Source organism: Burkholderia sp. SIMBA_051, from assembly GCF_046534915.1.
Classification (GTDB): Bacteria; Pseudomonadota; Gammaproteobacteria; order Burkholderiales; family Burkholderiaceae; genus Burkholderia; species Burkholderia ambifaria.
This window is the reverse complement of sequence record NZ_JAWRXS010000002.1, coordinates 35663-54927: the sequence shown is the minus strand read 5'-3', so window position 1 is coordinate 54927 and position 19265 is coordinate 35663. Positions and strand designations below refer to the sequence as shown.

The 19265-nt window shown below is 65.8% G+C and carries 20 protein-coding genes; 8 read left to right on the top strand and 12 right to left on the bottom strand.

From position 1 onward, the window contains the following. Positions 1 to 13: 13 nt before the first annotated feature. From SB771_RS04240 to SB771_RS04200, 9 genes are all read right to left on the bottom strand, one after another. A complete protein-coding gene (locus tag SB771_RS04240; protein ID WP_011657501.1) occupies positions 14 to 598 on the bottom strand; it encodes a TIGR00730 family Rossman fold protein in 585 nt (194 codons plus the stop codon). Beyond that, positions 595 to 1350: a TetR/AcrR family transcriptional regulator gene (locus SB771_RS04235; RefSeq protein ID WP_011657500.1), complete on the bottom strand. Its 756-nt coding sequence runs from the start codon at positions 1348 to 1350 to the stop codon at positions 595 to 597. The genes SB771_RS04240 and SB771_RS04235 overlap by 4 nt, the downstream gene beginning before the upstream one ends. A 193-nt stretch (positions 1351 to 1543) precedes the next feature. Beyond that, positions 1544 to 2080, bottom strand: a complete 537-nt coding sequence (locus tag SB771_RS04230) for a diacylglycerol kinase (RefSeq protein ID WP_011657499.1) — start codon at positions 2078 to 2080, stop codon at positions 1544 to 1546. After that, positions 2077 to 3111, bottom strand: a complete 1035-nt coding sequence (locus SB771_RS04225) for a glycosyltransferase family 4 protein (protein ID WP_175660180.1) — start codon at positions 3109 to 3111, stop codon at positions 2077 to 2079. Before SB771_RS04225 ends, SB771_RS04230 begins: the two co-directional genes overlap by 4 nt. Positions 3112 to 3140: 29 nt before the next feature. Next, on the bottom strand, positions 3141 to 4079 hold the full coding sequence (locus SB771_RS04220; protein WP_175660179.1) for a UDP-2,3-diacylglucosamine diphosphatase: 939 nt from the start codon (positions 4077 to 4079) through the stop codon (positions 3141 to 3143). A gap of 242 nt (positions 4080 to 4321) precedes the next feature. Beyond that, positions 4322 to 4831, bottom strand: a complete 510-nt coding sequence (locus SB771_RS04215; RefSeq protein ID WP_165751784.1) for an RDD family protein — start codon at positions 4829 to 4831, stop codon at positions 4322 to 4324. A 6-nt stretch (positions 4832 to 4837) separates the two neighbouring features. Beyond that, complete coding sequence (locus SB771_RS04210; protein WP_006754248.1) at positions 4838 to 5602, bottom strand: DUF3106 domain-containing protein; 765 nt, start codon at positions 5600 to 5602, stop codon at positions 4838 to 4840. A gap of 26 nt (positions 5603 to 5628) precedes the next feature. After that, entirely contained in the window at positions 5629 to 6069 is a 441-nt protein-coding gene (locus SB771_RS04205; RefSeq protein ID WP_105830705.1) for a DUF3619 family protein, read from the bottom strand. Further along, the gene (locus SB771_RS04200; protein ID WP_011657493.1) at positions 6066 to 6629 is read right to left on the bottom strand and encodes an RNA polymerase sigma factor; all 564 of its coding nucleotides are present in this window, start codon (positions 6627 to 6629) and stop codon (positions 6066 to 6068) included. Before SB771_RS04200 ends, SB771_RS04205 begins: the two co-directional genes overlap by 4 nt. Positions 6630 to 6983: 354 nt before the next feature. Between SB771_RS04200 and SB771_RS04195 the strand changes: the two genes are divergently transcribed. The 6 genes from SB771_RS04195 (at position 6984) to SB771_RS04170 (ending at position 13979) form a co-directional block, all read left to right on the top strand. Beyond that, complete coding sequence (locus SB771_RS04195; protein WP_006750444.1) at positions 6984 to 8747, top strand: acetolactate synthase 3 catalytic subunit; 1764 nt, start codon at positions 6984 to 6986, stop codon at positions 8745 to 8747. Between the two features lie 112 nt (positions 8748 to 8859). Beyond that, positions 8860 to 9351 carry an acetolactate synthase small subunit gene (gene ilvN, locus SB771_RS04190; RefSeq protein ID WP_006750445.1) on the top strand — a complete coding sequence of 164 codons (492 nt, stop codon included), beginning with the start codon at positions 8860 to 8862 and terminating at the stop codon, positions 9349 to 9351. Between the two features lie 96 nt (positions 9352 to 9447). After that, positions 9448 to 10464 carry a ketol-acid reductoisomerase gene (gene ilvC / locus SB771_RS04185; protein WP_006750446.1) on the top strand — a complete coding sequence of 339 codons (1017 nt, stop codon included), beginning with the start codon at positions 9448 to 9450 and terminating at the stop codon, positions 10462 to 10464. Between the two features lie 127 nt (positions 10465 to 10591). Then, the gene (locus SB771_RS04180) at positions 10592 to 11236 is read left to right on the top strand and encodes a phosphatidylserine decarboxylase (protein ID WP_006750447.1); all 645 of its coding nucleotides are present in this window, start codon (positions 10592 to 10594) and stop codon (positions 11234 to 11236) included. Between the two features lie 15 nt (positions 11237 to 11251). Continuing rightward, positions 11252 to 12121 carry a CDP-diacylglycerol--serine O-phosphatidyltransferase gene (gene pssA, locus SB771_RS04175; protein ID WP_006750448.1) on the top strand — a complete coding sequence of 290 codons (870 nt, stop codon included), beginning with the start codon at positions 11252 to 11254 and terminating at the stop codon, positions 12119 to 12121. A 313-nt stretch (positions 12122 to 12434) separates the two neighbouring features. Then, positions 12435 to 13979: a 2-isopropylmalate synthase gene (locus SB771_RS04170; protein ID WP_105830704.1), complete on the top strand. Its 1545-nt coding sequence runs from the start codon at positions 12435 to 12437 to the stop codon at positions 13977 to 13979. Positions 13980 to 14050: 71 nt separating this feature from the next. On the opposite strand, the gene SB771_RS04165 is transcribed toward SB771_RS04170, so the two are convergent. The 3 genes from SB771_RS04165 to SB771_RS04155 form a co-directional block, all read right to left on the bottom strand. Beyond that, the gene (locus SB771_RS04165) at positions 14051 to 15601 is read right to left on the bottom strand and encodes a SulP family inorganic anion transporter (RefSeq protein WP_175660178.1); all 1551 of its coding nucleotides are present in this window, start codon (positions 15599 to 15601) and stop codon (positions 14051 to 14053) included. A 37-nt stretch (positions 15602 to 15638) separates the two neighbouring features. Next, on the bottom strand, positions 15639 to 16280 hold the full coding sequence (locus SB771_RS04160; protein WP_175660177.1) for a carbonic anhydrase: 642 nt from the start codon (positions 16278 to 16280) through the stop codon (positions 15639 to 15641). 393 nt (positions 16281 to 16673) lie between these two features. Next, the gene (locus SB771_RS04155) at positions 16674 to 17186 is read right to left on the bottom strand and encodes a hypothetical protein (RefSeq protein WP_011657488.1); all 513 of its coding nucleotides are present in this window, start codon (positions 17184 to 17186) and stop codon (positions 16674 to 16676) included. A gap of 191 nt (positions 17187 to 17377) precedes the next feature. On the opposite strand from SB771_RS04155, the gene SB771_RS04150 reads away from it, so the two are divergent. Both SB771_RS04150 and rpsO read left to right on the top strand, forming a co-directional pair. After that, on the top strand, positions 17378 to 18637 hold the full coding sequence (locus SB771_RS04150; RefSeq protein ID WP_175660176.1) for a branched-chain amino acid ABC transporter substrate-binding protein: 1260 nt from the start codon (positions 17378 to 17380) through the stop codon (positions 18635 to 18637). Between the two features lie 116 nt (positions 18638 to 18753). Then, complete coding sequence (gene rpsO / locus SB771_RS04145; RefSeq protein WP_006398792.1) at positions 18754 to 19023, top strand: 30S ribosomal protein S15; 270 nt, start codon at positions 18754 to 18756, stop codon at positions 19021 to 19023. The last annotated feature ends 242 nt before the right edge of the window (positions 19024 to 19265 follow it).

The window sequence follows — 19265 nt, the reverse complement described above, 5'->3', positions numbered from 1 at the left end:
CTCTCCGTAAGCGTTACTTGGCCGCGTCGTCGGACGCCCACTTGTCGCGGACGGGCGGCTGGTAGCGGCGCAGCTGATCGATCAGCGCGACCGGTTCGGCATCGATGCACAGCGCGTCGAAGTAGGTCGGACGCATGAAGCCTTCGTCGACCGTATGGCGCAGCAGCGCGATCAGCGGATCGTAGAACGAATCGATGTTGTAGAGCGCGACGGGCTTGCGGTGATAGCCGAGCTGCGCCCACGTATAGACCTCGAACAGTTCCTCGAGCGTGCCGGCGCCGCCGGGCATCGCGACGAACGCGTCGGCCAGGTCGGCCATCATCTTCTTGCGGTGGTGCATGTCGGGCACGACGTGCAGCTCCGACAGCCCGGTATGACCGACTTCCTTGTCGACGAGCAGCTCGGGGATCACGCCGACCGCACGGCCGCCGGCGGCCATCACCTCATCGGCGATCACGCCCATCAGGCCCACACGGCCGCCGCCGTAGACGAGCGTCAGGTCCGCATCGACGAGCGCGCGGCCGAACGCGCGCGCGGCGTCCGCATAGACGGGCCGCACGCCGGACGACGAGCCGCAGTAAACGCACACTGCCTTCATTGTTTCGTATCCTTCGCGGCGGGTCTGGCGGTGACCGGGCTGCCGGCGGGGCGCGGCGAACCGTCGCGCGGCGGCAGGTAGTCGGTGAACTGGCGCTTGGGCAGCTTGCCGGAGACGAGATCGTCGAACAGCTGGCGCGAACGGCCGCGCAGGTACGGGGCCATCACCGAGATCACGTGCATGCTCACCTGGTGCAGCTCTTCGCGGATCGCGTCCTGATCGTTGTACTTGCGCGGATGCATCACGTATTGATACGACAGCCAGTACGTCGAGATCACGGCCATGTTGGTGGCGATGACTTCGATCTCGGCCGGCGTCGCGACCATTTCGGCGTCGGACACGAGCAGTTCGCACATGTCGTGCGCGAAGCGCACCTTGTGGCTGATGATCTGCTTGAAGTGCGTCTCTAGCGTGCGGTTGCGCGCGAGCAGGTCGTTGAGGTCGCGATACAGGAACCGGTAGGTCCACATGAAGTCGGCCATGTACTGCAGGTACGACCAGGTTTCGTCGATCGTCGGACGGTGATCTTCGGGGAAGCGCAGCCGCCGTTCGATCTGCTGCTCGAACTGCGCGAAGATGCTGTTGATGATGTCGTCCTTGTTGCGGAAATGGTAGTACAGGTTGCCTGGACTGATTTCCATTTCCTCGGCGATCGTCGTGGTCGTGACGTTCGGCTCGCCGATCTCGTTGAAGAGTTTCAACGACAACTCGAGAATCCGTTCGCGGGTGCGGCGGGGAGGTTTCGCTTCCATGTCGTCCGGCCCTGTGTGTGCCGGACTGGCGGGCGCTGCAATCGATGCTGCGAGATTCGTCCGGCGCGGGTTGCTGTTCTAAGTCTAGCGGACGATTATAAACCGCTGTTTCCTGCCAACGGCGCATTTCGTGATCGCCGCGCGTTCCCGCCGCATGGTGCACCGCCGCACGGCGGTGCTGCCGCGGATGCCGCTAGAAGCCGAGCCAGCGCGCGACGACCGGGCCGAGCACGAAGCCCCACGTCGTCACGCACGCGAAGAGCGCGACCGTGACCGCCGCGCTGCCCAAGTCCTTCGCGCGCTTCGACAGTTCGTGGCGCTCGAGCGAGATGCGATCGATCGCGGCCTCGACGCTCGAGTTCAGCAGCTCGACGATCAGCACGAGCAGCACCGACGCGATCAGCAGCGCGCGCGACGCGGCCGGGACCGGTGAGAACGCACCGATCGGCAGCATCAGCGCGGCGAGCGTGAGTTCCTGGCGAAATGCGCTCTCCTCGCGGATCGCGACGCGAAACCCGTTCAGCGAATGCTTGAGCGCGTACCACGCGCGCGTGATGCCGCGGTGGCGTTTGTACGGATTCGGCGGCAGCGGCGCCAGGCGATCGTCGGGGCCGAGCGGTTCGTGCGTGTGCACGTCCGCATCGGCGTGCGGCTCTTCTTCATCGAACGGATGATGCAGTTGCGCTGTCGCGGCAGCGTCGGGGGTCTTGTCGTTCAGGTCTCGTTTCAAACGGCGGCACCTTCGGCGGGCGAGTACGCGGTCTTTGGCAGCGGCTTCAGATGCGACGCGAACTGCTCGGACGCCGCGCGCCACGAGAAGCGCTCGGCCCACGCGCGGGCAGTGTCGCGTTCGATCTTCAGCGCCTCGAGGCAGGCTTCCTGCAGGTCTTCGTGCATCGCGCCGGCAGCGCCCCCGCCGAGCACGTCGATCGGGCCCGTCACGGGGTAAGCGGCGACCGGCGTGCCGCACGCGAGCGCCTCCAGCAGCACGAGGCCGAACGTGTCGGTGCGACTCGGGAATACGAACACGTCGGCCGCAGCATACACCTTGGCGAGCTCGGCTTGCGACAGTACGCCGAGATAGTTCGCTTCCGGATAGCGCGATTTCAGTTCGGCGAGGGCCGGGCCTTCGCCCGCGACCCACTTCGAGCCGGGCAGGTCGAGACGCAGGAACGCCTCCACATTCTTCTCGATCGCGACGCGGCCCACGTACAGGAAGATCGGCCGCGCGGTGTTGAGCACCTTCGACTCCATCGGCCGGAAGATGTCGAGATCGACGCCGCGCGTCCACAGCACGACGTTCGTGAATCCGAACTTCTCGAGATCCTGCTTCACGACCGGGGTCGGCGCCATCACCGCGAGCGACGGCCCGTGGAACCAGTGCAGGAACCTGTAGGTGGCCGACAGCGGAATGCCGAAGCGCGCCTGCACGTATTCCGGAAAGCGCGTGTGATACGCGGTCGTGTACGGCAGCTTGCGCGAGCGTGCATAGCGTCGCGCGGCGAGGCCGAGCGGGCCTTCGGTCGCGATGTGCAGCGCGTCGGGTGCGAACGCATCGATACGGGCGCGCAGCTTGCGGTACGGCAGGATCGACAGGCGGATCTCGGGGTAGGTCGGGCAGGGCACCGTGCGGAATTCCAGCGGCGTCAGCATTTCGACCCGGTGGCCGAGCGCGGTGAGTTCGCGGGAGGTGCTCTTGAGCGTGCGCACGACGCCGTTGACCTGCGGTTCCCATGCATCGGTGACGATCATGATCTTCATCGCGGCTGTGTCCTGTAAGTGGAGTTGTGTCAGGCGGTGGCCTTGGCCTTGCGCGACGGGGCTGCGGACGGCGCGGTGCGCATCGCCGTCCAGTAGACGATCTTCAGTTCGCCTTCCATCGTTTCGACGAGGGCGGACAGGCTCTCGACCCAGTCGCCGTCGTTGCAGTACAGCACGCCGTCGATGTCGCGGATCTCGGCCTTGTGGATGTGCCCGCACACGACGCCGTCGCAGCCGCGGCGGCGCGCTTCGTCGGTCATCACGGTCTCGAACTGCGAGATGAAGTTCACCGCGTTCTTCACCTGGTGCTTCAGGTACTGCGACAGCGACCAGTACTGGAAGCCGAGCCGGCTGCGGATCCGGTTGAACCAGCGGTTCAGCACGAGGATCAGCGTGTAGAGCGTGTCGCCGAGATACGCGAGCCATTTCGCGTGCTGGATCACGCCGTCGAACAGGTCGCCGTGCACGATCCACAGACGCTTGCCCGCGAGCGTCGTGTGAAACGCCTCGCCGCGCACCTGGATGTCGCCGAACGCGAGGTCGCAGAACTGCCGCGCGCCTTCGTCGTGGTTGCCCGGGATGTAGACCACCTGCGTGCCCTTGCGCGCCTTGCGCAGGACCTTCTGCACCACGTCGTTGTGCGCCTGCGGCCAGTACCAGCCCTTCTTCAGCTGCCAGCCGTCGATGATGTCGCCGACGAGGTACAGGTACTCCGAATCGTTGTGGCGCAGGAAGTCGAGCAGGTACGGCGCCTGGCAGCCGCTGGAGCCGAGATGGATGTCGGACAGCCAGATCGTGCGGTAACGATGCGCGGACGGTTCGGGATCGTCGTGCTGCGTCGCGTGCGCGGTCGGCGGCTCGTGCGCCGAAAGGGCGTCGGTTGCGGCCGCGCCGGACACGAAGGCGGTGACGGCGCGGGCGCCGAGCGGTTGACGGAACAGGGAGGTCGCGGACGTTTTCTGGCCCATGCATGACTCGCGCCGATTGACATTACCGGCATTGCGCCATGTGGGCGTGACCATGCCGTGACAGTCACGAGACGTTCTTATTACTGTCGTCGCGGCGTGTTTAGCAGTGAATGGGACGGGGTTGTGTAACTTGCCGAACCGACGGGCCTGTCGCTATCGGGCAAGCCGCGCGGGGCGGCGCTCCGGGCGGTTTCGACGGATTTCGTCTGACGGATGCGCGGACCGCGCGAGGCGTCAGCTCGTCAGCGCGGAATCGCGACGACGCGCGTGCGCGCGAGGCGGTCGTGCGGGAACTGGCGATCGGCGTGCAGGCGGGCGGCGCCGGCCCACGCGACGATCCACGCGGCGGCGAGCGCGAGCGTGACGGGCACCGACAGGCCGAGCAGCGGATGCAGCGCGAGCGGCGGCAGGAACCACAGCCAGCCGAGCGCATAGCGGACGAGCGCATGCGCGGCGCTCAGCGGCCGGCCGCTCGACGATTCGAGCCGCAGCCGCCAGGTCTTCATCGGCAGCGTCTGGCCGCCGTGGGTCCAGAACCAGACGAAATACGCGCCGACGACGAGCGCGATCCACGCGGCGAGGAGGTCGTGATGGACGAGCCCGTTGCGCTGCTGCATCGCGAGACTGAATGCGAGGCCCGCGAAGAACACGACGCCGAACAGCAGCACGGCTTCGTACAGCATCGCCGCGAGGCGCCGCCGCACGGACGGCGCGGCGATGGCCGGGGCCTGGGGTGCGGGGGCGCTCGCCACGGCCGATCAGGAACCCTTGAACATCGACGGCGCGTCGGCCGGTGACACCGGCGTGACGACGGCCGGTGCGGGTGCAGGCGCGGTACCGGACGTGGAGGACGCGGCGGGCGGCAAGCCGGCACTGGCCGATGCGGGCACCGGCACGGCGGCGACGTTGCTCGCCGGATGCTCGTGCGAATTGACGAGGCGGCGCACGTCGCGGTCGGCGACGGTCGGCGGCGCGCTGACGACGCTCGGCCGGCGGCGACGCTCGGTCGCCGCGAGCCGTTGCTTCTGCTCTTCGGGCAATTGCTGATAGGCCTTCCACGCGCGCTCGCGCGCCTGCGCGGACAGCTCCTTCGCGCTCTGGTAATTCTCGCGTGCGACGCGCCGCTGCTCGGGCGTCATCCGCGCCCATTCGGACATTCTGTCCTGCAGGTGTTTTTGCTCATCCGGCGTCAACTTCGCGAAACGCGACGCGATCTTCAGCCATTTACGCTTGCGTGCATCGCTGAAGCCGTCCCACTGATCGGCGAACGGCGCGAGCGCCGCATGTTGTGCGGGCGTCAGCCGCGCCCACGACAGCGGGCCGTTGGCGGCCGGCAGCGGCAGGGGCAGCGGGGCGAGTTCGGTGGACAGCGAGGCGGCGGCCGAGGTCGGCGCGGGTGCGCTGCTGGCCGCGGCGGAGACCGTCGCGGGGGGCGGGTTGAATCGGGAGTAGGTGGCGACGTAGGAAACGGCGATCGCGATCACGCATCCGAAAAATACGGCCAGGCCGCGTTTCTGATTCACCCGTGCGATCCCCTCGTTATTGTCTGTTAGCGTGCGTGCGAAAGATACGCGTTGAACCCGTGATCGAGATACGCGTTGAGCGGCAGGTCGTCGCTGAGCATCGCCGCGTCGATGTCGGCGAGCTCGGCGGTGCGCTGCATGTCTTCCCAGTAGGCGATGCCGACGAGCCCCGCCAGCAGCAGCGCGAGCGGCCACGCGCGCAGCAGCCGGCGCGCGAGCGACGCGGACGGGCGGCCTGCCTGCGGGTTACTCGCGGGCGGCATGCCGTATGCGCCGGCCGCCCCGGCGAAGGCGGGCACGAACACCGGCGCGCTCGCGGGTTCCGGCTTCTTGCGCGCGAGCGCGGCCCGGCGCGCGACGGCCAGACGGTCGGTGGTCGCGGCAGGCAGCGCCGCGGCACGTTCGTCCAGCGCGCGGCGGACCTTCAGCGCGAATTCGTATTCTCGATTTACGGGAGCGGAGCTCATAGCGTGATTCCTTTGGCCTTGAGCGCGTGTGCCAGGGTATGAGTGGCTCGCGAGCAGTGCGTCTTGACGCTGCCTTCGGAGCACCCCATTGCGGCGGCAGTCTCGGCGACATCCATATCTTCCCAATAACGCATCAGGAACGCTTCCCGTTGACGCGCCGGAAGTTTCTGGATTTCTTCGTCGATCAGGGCCAGAACCTGTTCCCGCTCGAGGCGGTGCTCCGTGCTCTCGACACCCGCATTGTCGTCCGCCGATTCGAGCGTTTCCAGCGGATCGAAGTCGTCGTCGTCCGTATTGTTGAGCGACGAGAAGAGCGTGACCCACGTATTGCGGACCTTCTGCCGGCGGAACCAGTCGTGGATGGCGTTCTGCAGGATCCGCTGGAACAGCAGCGGCAGCTCGGCCGCCGGCCGGTCGCCGTATTTCTCCGCCAGCTTGATCATCGCGTCCTGCACGATGTCGAGCGACGCATCGTCGTCACGCACGGCGTAGGCAGCCTGCTTGAACGCGCGCCTTTCGACGCCCGCCAGAAAGTCGGCGAGTTCCTTGTCTGATGCCATTCCGTAAAGGTATGCGCTGCGGACTGCGGCGTGTGAAAAGGGTCGAAAAATTTCGTAAAACCCGCGGATGCTAACAAATTTTCGCGCGACTTGGCACCGGTTGCGGCGCGCCACGTTGTGTGCGAGCCGCGTCCGCGGGCCGCCGGGCGGCGGCCATGATGCGCTGCGGGATATTTTGCTTGACGGCCCAATCGTGACCGGCTATCGTCAGCGATTCGCAACATGAAGTGATGGTCTCATTTGAGGCTGGCCCAAGAAGCCCGCCCTTCAAACTGGACGCGCCGCTTGAACCCGAGCCACAAGCCCGGCAGAGAGCACCCGATCAATTTTTTGCCGAAAATTCGAAAGGTCAAAATGAACATGCCCAGCGCGGAATTCTCCACGTCGGAACCCCTTTCCCCTCCCGATAGCGACTCCATCGGCGCCACCGTGCTCATGAAGGCACTGGCCGACGAGAACGTCGAATTCATCTGGGGCTACCCCGGCGGCTCGGTACTCTACATCTACGACGAGCTTTACAAGCAGGACAAGATTCAGCACGTGCTGGTGCGCCACGAACAGGCGGCCGTGCACGCAGCCGATGCGTATGCGCGTTCCACCGGCAACGTCGGCGTCTGTCTCGTGACGTCCGGCCCCGGTGTCACCAATGCGGTGACCGGCATCGCGACGGCCTACATGGATTCGATCCCGATGGTCGTGATCAGCGGCCAGGTGCCGACTGCCGCGATCGGCCAGGACGCGTTCCAGGAGTGCGACACCGTCGGCATCACGCGTCCGTGCGTGAAGCACAACTTCCTCGTGAAGGACGTGCGCGACCTCGCGGAAACCGTCAAGAAGGCGTTCTACATCGCCCGCACCGGCCGTCCGGGCCCGGTGCTGATCGACATCCCGAAAGACATCTCCAAGACCCCGTGCCAGTACGAGCCGGTCAAGAGCGTGTCGCTGCGTTCGTACAACCCCGTCACGAAAGGCCATTCGGGCCAGATCCGCAAGGCCGTGTCGTTGCTGCTGTCCGCGAAGCGTCCGTACATCTACACGGGCGGCGGCATCATCCTCGCCGACGCGGCGCGCGAGCTGAACCAGTTCGCCGACCTGCTCGGCTACCCGGTCACGAACACGCTGATGGGCCTTGGCGGCTATCGCGCGTCGGACAAGAAATTCCTCGGCATGCTCGGCATGCACGGCACCTACGAAGCGAACATGGCGATGCAGCACTGTGACGTGCTGATCGCGATCGGCGCGCGCTTCGACGACCGCGTGATCGGCGACCCGGCGCACTTCGCGTCGCGTCCGCGCAAGATCATCCACATCGACATCGACCCGTCGTCGATCTCGAAGCGCGTGAAGGTCGACATCCCGATCGTCGGCGACGTGAAGGAAGTGCTGAAGGAGCTGATCGAGCAGCTGCAGACGGCCGAGCATGGCCCCGATACCGACGCGCTCGCGCAATGGTGGAAGGACATCGAGGGCTGGCGCTCGAAGGACTGCCTGAAGTTCGACCGCGAAAGCGAGATCATCAAGCCGCAGTACGTGGTCGAGAAGGCGTGGGAGCTGACGGACGGCAACGCGTTCGTGTGCTCGGACGTCGGCCAGCACCAGATGTGGGCCGCGCAGTTCTACCGTTTCAACAAGCCGCGTCGCTGGATCAACTCCGGCGGCCTCGGCACGATGGGCTTCGGCCTGCCGGCAGCGATGGGCGTCAAGATGGCGCACCCGGACGACGACGTGCTGTGCATCACGGGCGAAGGCTCGATCCAGATGTGCATCCAGGAACTGTCGACCTGCCTGCAGTACGACACGCCCGTGAAGATCATTTCGCTGAACAACCGCTATCTCGGCATGGTCCGCCAGTGGCAGCAGATCGAATACAGCAAGCGCTATTCGCATTCGTACATGGATGCGCTGCCCGATTTCGTGAAGCTCGCCGAAGCGTACGGCCATGTCGGCATGCGGATCGAAAAGACCTCGGATGTGGAGCCGGCGCTGAAGGAAGCGCTGCGCCTGAAGGACCGCACCGTGTTTCTCGATTTCCAGACCGATCCGACCGAAAACGTCTGGCCGATGGTACAGGCCGGCAAGGGCATCACCGAGATGCTGCTCGGATCGGAAGATCTGTAACGGCGCGACGCGCGCGTGGGGCCGGAGCGGCCGCCTTCACGAAGGGCGGTGCGGCACCGGGCGGCGCGCGGCGCGAGTGAATCGACACGGACACATTCTGGAAGAAGCGAACATGAGACACATCATTTCCGTCCTGCTGGAGAACGAACCGGGCGCGCTGTCGCGCGTGGTCGGTCTGTTTTCCGCACGCGGCTACAACATCGAAACCTTGACGGTGGCGCCGACCGAAGACCAATCGCTGTCGCGGCTGACCATCGTTTCCATTGGCTCGGACGACGTGATCGAACAGATCACGAAGCATCTGAACCGCCTGATCGAGGTGGTGAAAGTGGTGGACCTGACCGACGGTGCACACATCGAACGCGAGCTGATGCTGATCAAGGTACGTGCAGTGGGCAAGGAGCGCGAAGAAATGAAGCGGATGTCGGACATTTTCCGCGGCCGCATCATCGACGTGACCGAAAAGACCTACACGATCGAATTGACGGGCGCGAGCGACAAGCTCGACGCATTCATCCAGGGGCTGGACGCCAGCGCGATCCTAGAGACCGTGCGTACCGGCAGCTCCGGCATCGGACGCGGCGAGCGCATCCTGAAGGTGTAATGCCGAAGAGGCACGCCGGGTGCGCCGTCATGTCCCGGCCCGCAGTACCCAATCCGAACGAATTGTTGAATTTTTGAATTAGCGAAGGAACCCATCATGAACGTTTTCTACGACAAAGACGCCGACCTCTCCCTCATCAAGGGCAAGCAAGTCACGATCATCGGCTACGGCTCGCAAGGCCATGCGCACGCACTGAACCTGAAGGACAGCGGCGTGAACGTGACGGTCGGCCTTCGTAAGGACGGCGCGTCGTGGAGCAAGGCCGAAAACGCAGGCCTGTCGGTCAAGGAAGTCGCTGAAGCGGTGAAGGGCGCGGACGTCGTCATGATGCTGCTGCCGGACGAGCAGATCGCCGACGTGTACGCGAAGGAAGTGCACGCGAACATCAAGCAGGGCGCGGCGCTGGCATTCGCGCACGGCTTCAACGTCCACTACGGCCAGGTGATCCCGCGTGCCGACCTCGACGTGATCATGATCGCGCCGAAGGCACCGGGCCACACCGTGCGCGGCACGTACTCGCAAGGTGGCGGCGTGCCGCACCTGATCGCGGTTGCGCAGAACAAGTCGGGCGCGGCACGCGACATCGCGCTGTCGTACGCGGCAGCGAACGGCGGCGGCCGTGCCGGCATCATCGAGACGAACTTCCGTGAAGAGACCGAAACCGACCTGTTCGGCGAGCAGGCCGTGCTGTGCGGCGGTACGGTCGAGCTGATCAAGGCAGGTTTCGAGACGCTGGTCGAAGCCGGCTACGCGCCGGAAATGGCGTACTTCGAGTGCCTGCACGAGCTGAAGCTGATCGTCGACCTGATCTACGAAGGCGGCATCGCGAACATGAATTACTCGATCTCGAACAACGCCGAGTACGGCGAGTACGTGACGGGCCCGCGCGTCGTCACGGAAGAGACGAAGAAGGCGATGAAGCAGTGCCTGACCGACATCCAGACGGGCGAATACGCGAAGAGCTTCATCCTCGAGAACAAGGCAGGCGCCCCGACGCTGCAGTCGCGTCGCCGCCTGACGGCCGAGCACCAGATCGAGCAGGTCGGCGCGAAGCTGCGTGCGATGATGCCGTGGATCGCGAAGAACAAGCTCGTCGACCAGACGAAGAACTAAGCATTGCACGCCGTTCCGGCCCTTCGAGTGGAGGGTCGGCATCAAAAAGCCGCCCGAAGGCAGTAGTGCCCCGGGCGGCTTTTGCTATCCTACGGGCTTTGCAATTCACCGAACACAGAACGAATCCATGAACTATCCTCATCCGATCATCGCGCGCGAAGGCTGGCCGTTCATCGCGATTGCTGCCGTCATCGCGCTGTTGATCCACGCCGTCGGGGGCTTCGGCTTCGCGTGGCCGTTCTGGCTGCTGCTCGTCTTCGTCGTCCAGTTCTTCCGCGATCCGCAGCGCCCGATTCCGGCGCAGCCGAACGCGGTGCTGTGTCCGGCGGACGGCCGCATCGTCGCGGTCGAGACCACGCAGGATCCGTACGCGAACCGCGAAGCGCTGAAGATCAGCGTGTTCATGAATGTCTTCAATGTCCATTCGCAGCGTTCGCCGGTCGACGGCGCGGTCACCAAGGTCGAGTATTTCCCGGGCGCGTTCCTGAACGCGGCAATCGACAAGGCGTCGACCGAGAACGAGCGCAATGCGCTCGTGATCCAGACGGCGAGCGGCAAGACCGTCACCGCCGTGCAGATCGCCGGCCTCGTCGCCCGCCGGATCCTCTGCTACGTGCGCGCCGGCGAGCCGCTGTCGCGCGGCCAGCGCTACGGTTTCATCCGCTTCGGTTCGCGCGTCGACGTGTACCTGCCGCTCGGCAGCCGCGCGAAGGTCTCGATCGGCGAGAAGGTCTACGCGTCGTCGACGATCCTCGCCGAGCTCGAACAGTAACCGGCGGAGCCCACGATGGCCGCATTCAAACCCCGCCGGCCGCGCAACGGGTCCAGCCAGACGCCACGCCCGTTCCGCCGCAACAAGATAATGGCGCCTGATCCGGTGCCGGAAAGCCGCCGTGCCGCGCGCCAGCGGTTCCTGAAGACGCGCGGCATCTACCTGCTGCCGAACGCGTTCACGACCGCCGCGCTGTTCTGCGGTTTCTTCGCGGTCGTGCAGGCGATGAACGTGCGCTTCGAGATCGCCGCGATCGCGATCTTCGTCGCGATGGTGCTCGACGGGATGGACGGGCGCGTCGCACGGATGACGCATACGCAAAGCGCGTTCGGCGAACAGTTCGACAGCCTGTCGGACATGGTGTCGTTCGGCGTCGCGCCCGCGCTCGTGATGTACGAGTGGGTGCTGAAGGATCTCGGCCGCTGGGGCTGGCTCGCCGCGTTCGTCTACTGCTCGGGCGCCGCGCTGCGCCTTGCGCGCTTCAACACCAACATCGGCGTCGTCGACAAGCGCTTCTTCCAGGGGCTGCCGAGCCCGGCCGCCGCCGCGCTGATCGCCGGCTTCGTGTGGCTCGCGACCGACAACCGCGTGCCGATGAAGCTCGGCTGGCTGCCGTGGGTCGCGTTCGTGCTGACGATCTACGCGGGCGTGACGATGGTATCGAACGCGCCGTTCTACAGCGGCAAGGCGCTCGACGTGCGGCACCGCGTGCCGTTCGCGGCGATCCTGCTGGTGGTTGTCGCGTTCGTGCTCGTATCGTCCGATCCGCCGCTGATGCTGTTCTGCCTGTTCGTGCTGTACGGGCTGTCCGGCTACGTGTTCTGGGCCTACATGGCCATCCGCGGGCGGGCGAATCCCGCACGCTCGTCGCAGCGCGATCACTGACGCACAACCTGCGCGGAAACGGCGGCCTCGGGGCCGCCGTTTTCATGTGCCCCTTTTCCGCAGCGCGCGGCCCGCTCTCGCGGGTGCCGTCCGATTGCGCGCCTTGCGGAATGCCGCTATAGTCTTTGGCATGACTGCATTTTCCCGCCTCTCCCTCCTTCTAGCCGGTGCGCCGCTACGCGCGCTAGCTTTGGCGCGCCTGCCGCGCTGACCGTTCTCGCCCCCCGTCAAGCCTCGTCTGTTGTTGAGCGTCGCCAGCGGTGGCGCGATCTCATTACGTTTGATTCCCGTATAAAGAGCCCTGGAGCCCCCCATGACAGACAAGCTGATCATTTTCGATACGACGTTGCGTGACGGTGAACAATCGCCCGGCGCGTCGATGACGAAGGAAGAGAAAATCCGCATCGCGAAGCATCTCGAGCGGATGAAGGTCGACGTGATCGAGGCCGGCTTCGCGGCCAGCTCGAACGGCGACTTCGACGCGATCCACACGATCGCCGGTCTCGTGAAGGACAGCACGATCTGTTCGCTGGCGCGCGCCAACGACAAGGACATCCAGCGCGCGGCCGACGCGTTGAAGCCGGCCAATAGCGCGCGGATCCACACGTTCATCGCGACGTCGCCGCTGCACATGGAGAAGAAGCTGCGGATGACGCCGGATCAGGTGTTCGAGCAGGCGCGCCTCGCGGTGCGCTTCGCGCGCAAGTTCACCGACAACGTCGAATTCTCGCCGGAAGACGGCAGCCGTTCGGATCTCGACTTCCTGTGCCGCGTGCTGGAAGCCGTGATCGCCGAAGGGGCGACGACGATCAACATCGCCGACACGGTCGGCTACGGCGTGCCGGAACTCTACGGCAACCTCGTGAAGACGCTGCGCGAACGCATTCCGAACTCGGACAAGGCGATCTTCTCCGTGCATTGCCACAACGACCTCGGAATGGCGGTGGCGAACTCGCTCGCCGGCGTGAAGATCGGCGGCGCGCGGCAGGTGGAGTGCACGATCAACGGTCTCGGCGAGCGCGCGGGCAACACGTCGCTCGAGGAAATCGTGATGGCCGTGAAGACCCGCAAGGACTATTTCGGCCTCGACGTCGGCCTCGACACCACGCAGATCGTCCCGACGTCGAAGCTCGTGTCGCAGATCACCGGTTTCGTCGTGCAGCCGAACAAGGCCGTGGTCGGCGCGAACGCGTTCGCGCACGCGTCCGGCATCCATCAGGACGGCGTGCTGAAGGCGCGCGACACGTACGAGATCATGCGCGCGGAAGACGTGGGCTGGACGGCGAACAAGATCGTGCTCGGCAAGCTGTCGGGCCGCAACGCGTTCAAGCAGCGCCTGCAGGAGCTCGGCGTGTCGCTCGACAGCGAAACCGAACTGAACGCCGCGTTCATGCGCTTCAAGGATCTGGCCGACCGCAAGTCGGAGATTTTCGACGAAGACATCATCGCGATCGTCTCCGAGGAGTCGGCGTTCGCGCAGGAGCAGGAGCACTACAAGTTCGTGTCGCTGTCGCAGCGCTCGGAAACCGGCGAGCAGCCGCAGGCCAAGGTCGTGTTCGCGCTCGATGGCAAGGAAGTGACCGGCGAGGCACGTGGCAACGGCCCGGTCGACGCGACGTTCAACGCGATCGAGGGCGAAGTCGGCAGCGGTTCGGAACTGCTGCTGTACTCGGTCAACGCGATCACGACCGGTACGCAGGCGCAGGGCGAAGTGACGGTGCGGCTGTCGAAGAGCGGCCGGATCGTCAATGGCGTCGGCACCGACCCCGACATCGTCGCGGCTTCCGCGAAGGCGTACATCGCCGCGCTGAACAAGCTGCACTCGAAGGACGACAAGCTCAACCCGCAGCGCTCGTAAGCGCTGCGCGCCGAGCGCCCTAAACGCCCCGTGCGGCCCTGCGCCGCCCGGGGCGTTTTTTCATGCGCCGCTCATTCGGCGGCCGGTGCGCGGAACAGCCAGCGGCGCGTGGCCGGGCGGGGCGCCGGATTGCGGCGGCGGAATTCCACCGTGATCCCGCGCCGCGGCGCATCGGCGACGAACGCATCGAGCAGTTCGAGCACGTCGTGATCGATGTAGTCGGCGCGCGTCGCGTCGATGATCACGGCCGCGCGGTCCGGGATGTGCCGCAGGTGATGCTTGACCTGCACCTTGCCGAGGAACGACACGTCCTTGCGGAACGACAGCAGGAAGTGATCGTCGTGCTGCGCAAGCGTGACGGGGCTCTTCAGGTTCGCCACCGCGACCGCCAGCACGCTGCACGCGAGGCCGACCGCGATGCCGAACAGCAGGTCGACCGCCAGCACGCCCGCGATCGTCGCGGCGAACGGCACGAACGCGGCCGGACCCTGTTTCAGCACCGAGCGGAACAGCGCCGGTTTCGCGAGCTTGAAGCCGGTGTGGATCAGGATGGCCGCGAGGCTCGCGAGCGGGATCAGGTTGATCAGCCCGGTGAGCGCGAACACGCTGGCGAGCAGCAGGATCCCGTGCACGATCGCCGACATCCGGCTCTGCGCGCCCGCGTTCACGTTGACCGAGCTGCGCACGATCACCGACGTGATCGGCAGGCCGCCGACCGCGCCCGCGACGAGATTGCCGACGCCCTGCGCCTTCAGTTCGCGGTCCGGCTGGGTCGGACGACGCTTCGGATCGATCTGTTCGACCGCCTCCAGGCTCAGCAGCGTTTCGAGGCTCGCGACGACCGCGAGCGTGATCGCGACGCGCCATACGTCCGGATTGACGAGCTGCGCGAAGTTCGGGCCGAGCTCGGCGTGCTTCAGCGAGGCCGCGAGCGCCGCGAACGATTCGAGCTCGGGCAACGTGACGCGATGCGCGGCACCCAGCGCGACCGACGGCACGAACGCGCCGAGCAGCAGCGTGGCGCCGATGCCGAACACGACGACCGCGAGCGGCGCGGGCACCGAGCGCACCCAGGCAAAGCGCTTGAGCGCCGGCGTGTCCCAGGCGACCAGCAACCCGAGCGACGCGAGCGCGATGGCCGTGGCGGCCCAGGCGGTCGGCAGGCTCGCCCATGATGCAAACGATTGCGCGGCCGAGCCGCCAAGGCCGAAGGCGAACGGAATCTGCTTCAGGATCAGCAGCAGGCCGATCGCCGCGAGCATGCCCTTGATGACGGGCGACGGCACATAGGCGGCGAAGCGGCCGGCACGCAGCATGCCGAAGCCGAACTGCAGCACGCCGGACAGCAGCACCGCGAGCAGGAACGCGGAGAAGCTGCCGAGTTGCGCGATCCCTTCGACGACGATCACGACGAGGCCGGCGGCAGGCCCGCTGACCGACAGCGACGAGCCGCTCAGCAGCGCGACGACGAGGCCGCCGACGATGCCGGACACGAGCCCGGCGAACGGTTCGACACCGGATGCATTGGCGATGCCGAGACACAGTGGCAGCGCGACGAGGAAAACGACGATGCCGGCGACGATATCGCGCGGCAGGGTGGACAGGCGCTCGTTCAGTTTCATGGTTGGGCGATTTCGTAGCGTTGGGGAAGGGTGCGGGTCAGGCGGCTGCGGCGGCCGTGGCGGCATGCTCCGGTTCGGCTTCGGCCGGCGGTGCCGCATAGCCGGAGTCGAGTTCCTTCAGCAGGCCGTCGGCGAGCGAGAAGATCCAGCCATGCACGAGCGGCGGCCGGTTCCGGCCTTGCACGATCGGCGACGCGCGCAGCAGCCGCACCTGTTCGAGCACGTTCAGCTCGGCCAGGCGGTCGGCGGCGGCCGTGTCGTCGAGTCCGTCGAGCGCGTCGCGATGACGTCGCGCGAGCGCGCAAAGCGGCGCGATGCGGCGCGCGACGTGCGGCAGGTCGGCGGGCGGCGGCAGCAGCGACGCGCGCACGCCGCCGCACCCGTAGTGGCCGCACACGATCACGTGGTCGACTTCGAGCACGCGCACCGCGTATTCGAGCACGCTGGCCGAATTGTCATCGTCGGGATGGAACAGGTTGGCGATGTTGCGATGGACGAACAGCTCGCCCGGCACGCTGTGCGTGATGGTTTCAGCCGGCACCCGGCTGTCGGCGCAGCCGATCCACAGCACGCGCGGGTTCTGGCCGCGTGCAAGCGCGTCGAAGAAGCCGGGCGTGTGATCGCGCGTCTCGCGGGCCCAGGCGATGTTGGCAACCAGCATGCTCTTGGGGCGGTTCATAAGGACTCCTTTCCGATAAAGGAAAACAAATGGCAAACAAAGACGGGACGATGTGGAGCAATAGGATCCTTTCTGAACTGAAAGGTTCAATTTCGACTGATATTAGGGGTATGCCCTAACGCCGGGTGCCACTGATACAAATTGTTTCAACTCGATCGGGCAAGGTGCATTGAATGCACCACTGCGACGCATCAGATGCATCGTATATACCTGTTTCCCGCCGGCGCCCCCGTGGGGCGGCGTTGCGCGGGATTGCTTGCCGAATGCCGTCAATCGGAAAGGATTGCCGCGCGATTGGGGAGTTAATCGTATATAGCGGAAAAAATGAAATGGCCATTCACGCAATAATGCGTGAATGGCCATTGCGAAAATTGCAGATAAATGCGTAATCGGTCAGAACAGATTGCGGCGATCGGGATCGTGCAATGGATCCGGTGTTTTCTGCGTCGTGCGCAGGATGCCCTGCGGATCGAAGTAGAAGCTGTACATCATGTACCAGACGTTGTCTTCGAGATAGCGGTAGGTCCATACCTCGCGCTTCATCAGCGGGAAGTACGACGTCTCGACCGGGCGGCCGAAATTCACGAGCACGTCGGTCTTGGTCCACTTGCCGATTTCCGCGCGATAGAACTCGCTCGGCTGCAACACCTGGCGCACGTTGATGATGCGGTGGGCCGCGTCGACATCGGCCGCGACGGTGATCTCGCCCATCGGCTGGGTCGGCCACATCAGGCGCTTGCCGCCGCCCGGCAGGTCGTAGATTTCGCGCGGCGGGCCCATGCGTGCCACGATCGCCGACTCGTCCTGGCCGGCCTGGTATTGCTGCCACGGTTGCGCGCAGCCGGCGAGCAGTGCCGCCGCGCAGGCGACCAGTACCGGCAGGCGCACGGGAATGCGAATGCGCATCGGATTCTCCAGAACACTCTGACCGTTCAGTTGTATCACGGACGGCGCGCGCCGGCGCGTCGTGCCGAAAAAATCGGTGCGGATCGCCGGCGGTGTGCGCCCGGGGGCGCGGTGTCGCACCGCGCTTGCGGCCGGCAGCGCCCGCGGCCTATGATCCGCGCTTCTCGGACAGATTGAAGGGCAGGTAGCCGATGCAGCAGTGGAAACGGTGCGCGCTCGCATTGAGCGCGGGGTGGATGCTGGCGTCGTCCGCGTTCGCGGCAGGCGAGCCGGTGCGGATCGCACTGATCGAAGGAATGTCGGGCCCGTTCGCGAATGCGGGCGCGGCGGTCGAGCGTAACCTCCGCTTCGGCGTCGAGCAGGTCAATGCGGCGGGCGGCGTGAAGCTGCGCGATGGCGCGCATCCGCTCGAGCTCGTCGTGCTCGACAGCAAGGGCAGCCCGGAAGAGGCGCTCGTGCAGTTGCGCGCCGCGGCGGACCGCCACATCGGTTTCGTCGCGCAGGGCAACAGTTCGGCGGTCGCGGCCGCGCTCGTCGCGGCGCTCGACAAGCTGAACGCGCGCAATCCGGACAGCCGGATGCTATTCGTGAACTATTCGGCCGACGATCCGGCGCTGACCGGCGCGCGCTGCAGCTTCTGGCATTTCCGTTTCGATGCGCACGCGGGGATGCGCATGGCTGCGCTGGCGGACGTGATGGCGCGCGACCGCGCGCTGCGCAAGGTCTATCTGCTGAACCAGGACTACAGCTTCGGTCACGACGTCAGCACGCTCGCGCGGCAGACGCTGGCCGAACGGCGCCCGGACGTGACGATCGCCGGCGACGAATTCCACCCGATCGGCCGCATCAAGGATTTCTCGCCGTACATTGCGAAGATCCGCGCGAGCGGCGCGGACGCCGTCGTGACCGGCAACTGGGGCAACGATCTCACGCTGCTCGTGAAGGCGGCGCGCGAGCAGGGGCTGAACGCGAAGTTCTATACGTTCTACGGCAACAGCCTCGGCGCGCCGGCCGCGCTCGGCGACGCCGGCGTCGGGCGGGTGATCGCCGTCGCGGACTGGCATCCGAACGCCGGCGGCGCGAAGTCGGACGCGTTCTACCGCGCGTTCCGGGCCCGTTTCCCCGCGGCGCAGGACGACTATCCGGTGCGGCGCATGAGCCTGATGATCGACATGCTCGCGGCGGCGATGACTCGGGCCGGCTCGGCCGACCCGGTCGCGGTGGCGCGCGCGCTGGAGGGGCTGTCGTTCGACGACGGCTTTCACGCGTCGACGATGCGCGCGCAGGATCACCAGTTGATTCAGCCCCTTTACGTGATGGAAATGGACAAGGCCGGCACGCCGGGCGTGCGCTTCGACAACGAGGGGTCGGGCTACGGCTTCCGGACGGTCCTCGCGGTGCCCGCCCAGCGTACGCCGATACCGTCGACCTGCTCGATGACGCGCCCGTGACAGGAGGCGATGGAACGGCGTGCAGTTGTGTTACAATGCCCGCCGGTTGTAAGTCACGGCACGGCCATTCTTCCGTGTCCGCCTGTTCAGTTAGCTAGTAGGAAAAAGGAAATCACATGTCTGTTGCAGATATCAAGAAGTCGGAAGTCGTTGCTCAGTTCGCCCGTGGTACCAACGACACGGGCTCGCCCGAAGTCCAGGTCGCACTGCTGACCGCACGTATCGTCGAACTGACGGGTCACTTCAAGACCCACGCGAAGGATCACCACAGCCGTCGCGGCCTGCTGCGCATGGTGAGCCGCCGCCGCAAGCTGCTCGACTACCTCAAGGGCAAGGATGCCGACCGTTACCGCGCGCTGATCGAGAAGCTGGGTCTGCGTAAGTAATCGAGGCGATTGCCGCCAGCAAGATGCCTGTGTCAGTCCGCTGATGCAGGCATTTTGTTTTTGCACGGTGCGTAGCGTCACGCGCACCGCAGGTTGTTCGGCACGCGCTTGCCGGACTGCCGGAACGGCTGATGCCGGGGTCGGGATTTGTGTCATTCCATCGCGTTGCTCATCGAGCGCCGCGCTGGAATGGCATAAAAAACACACCTTGCTCCGGGTGATTCGGTCGGGACGCCGCCGCG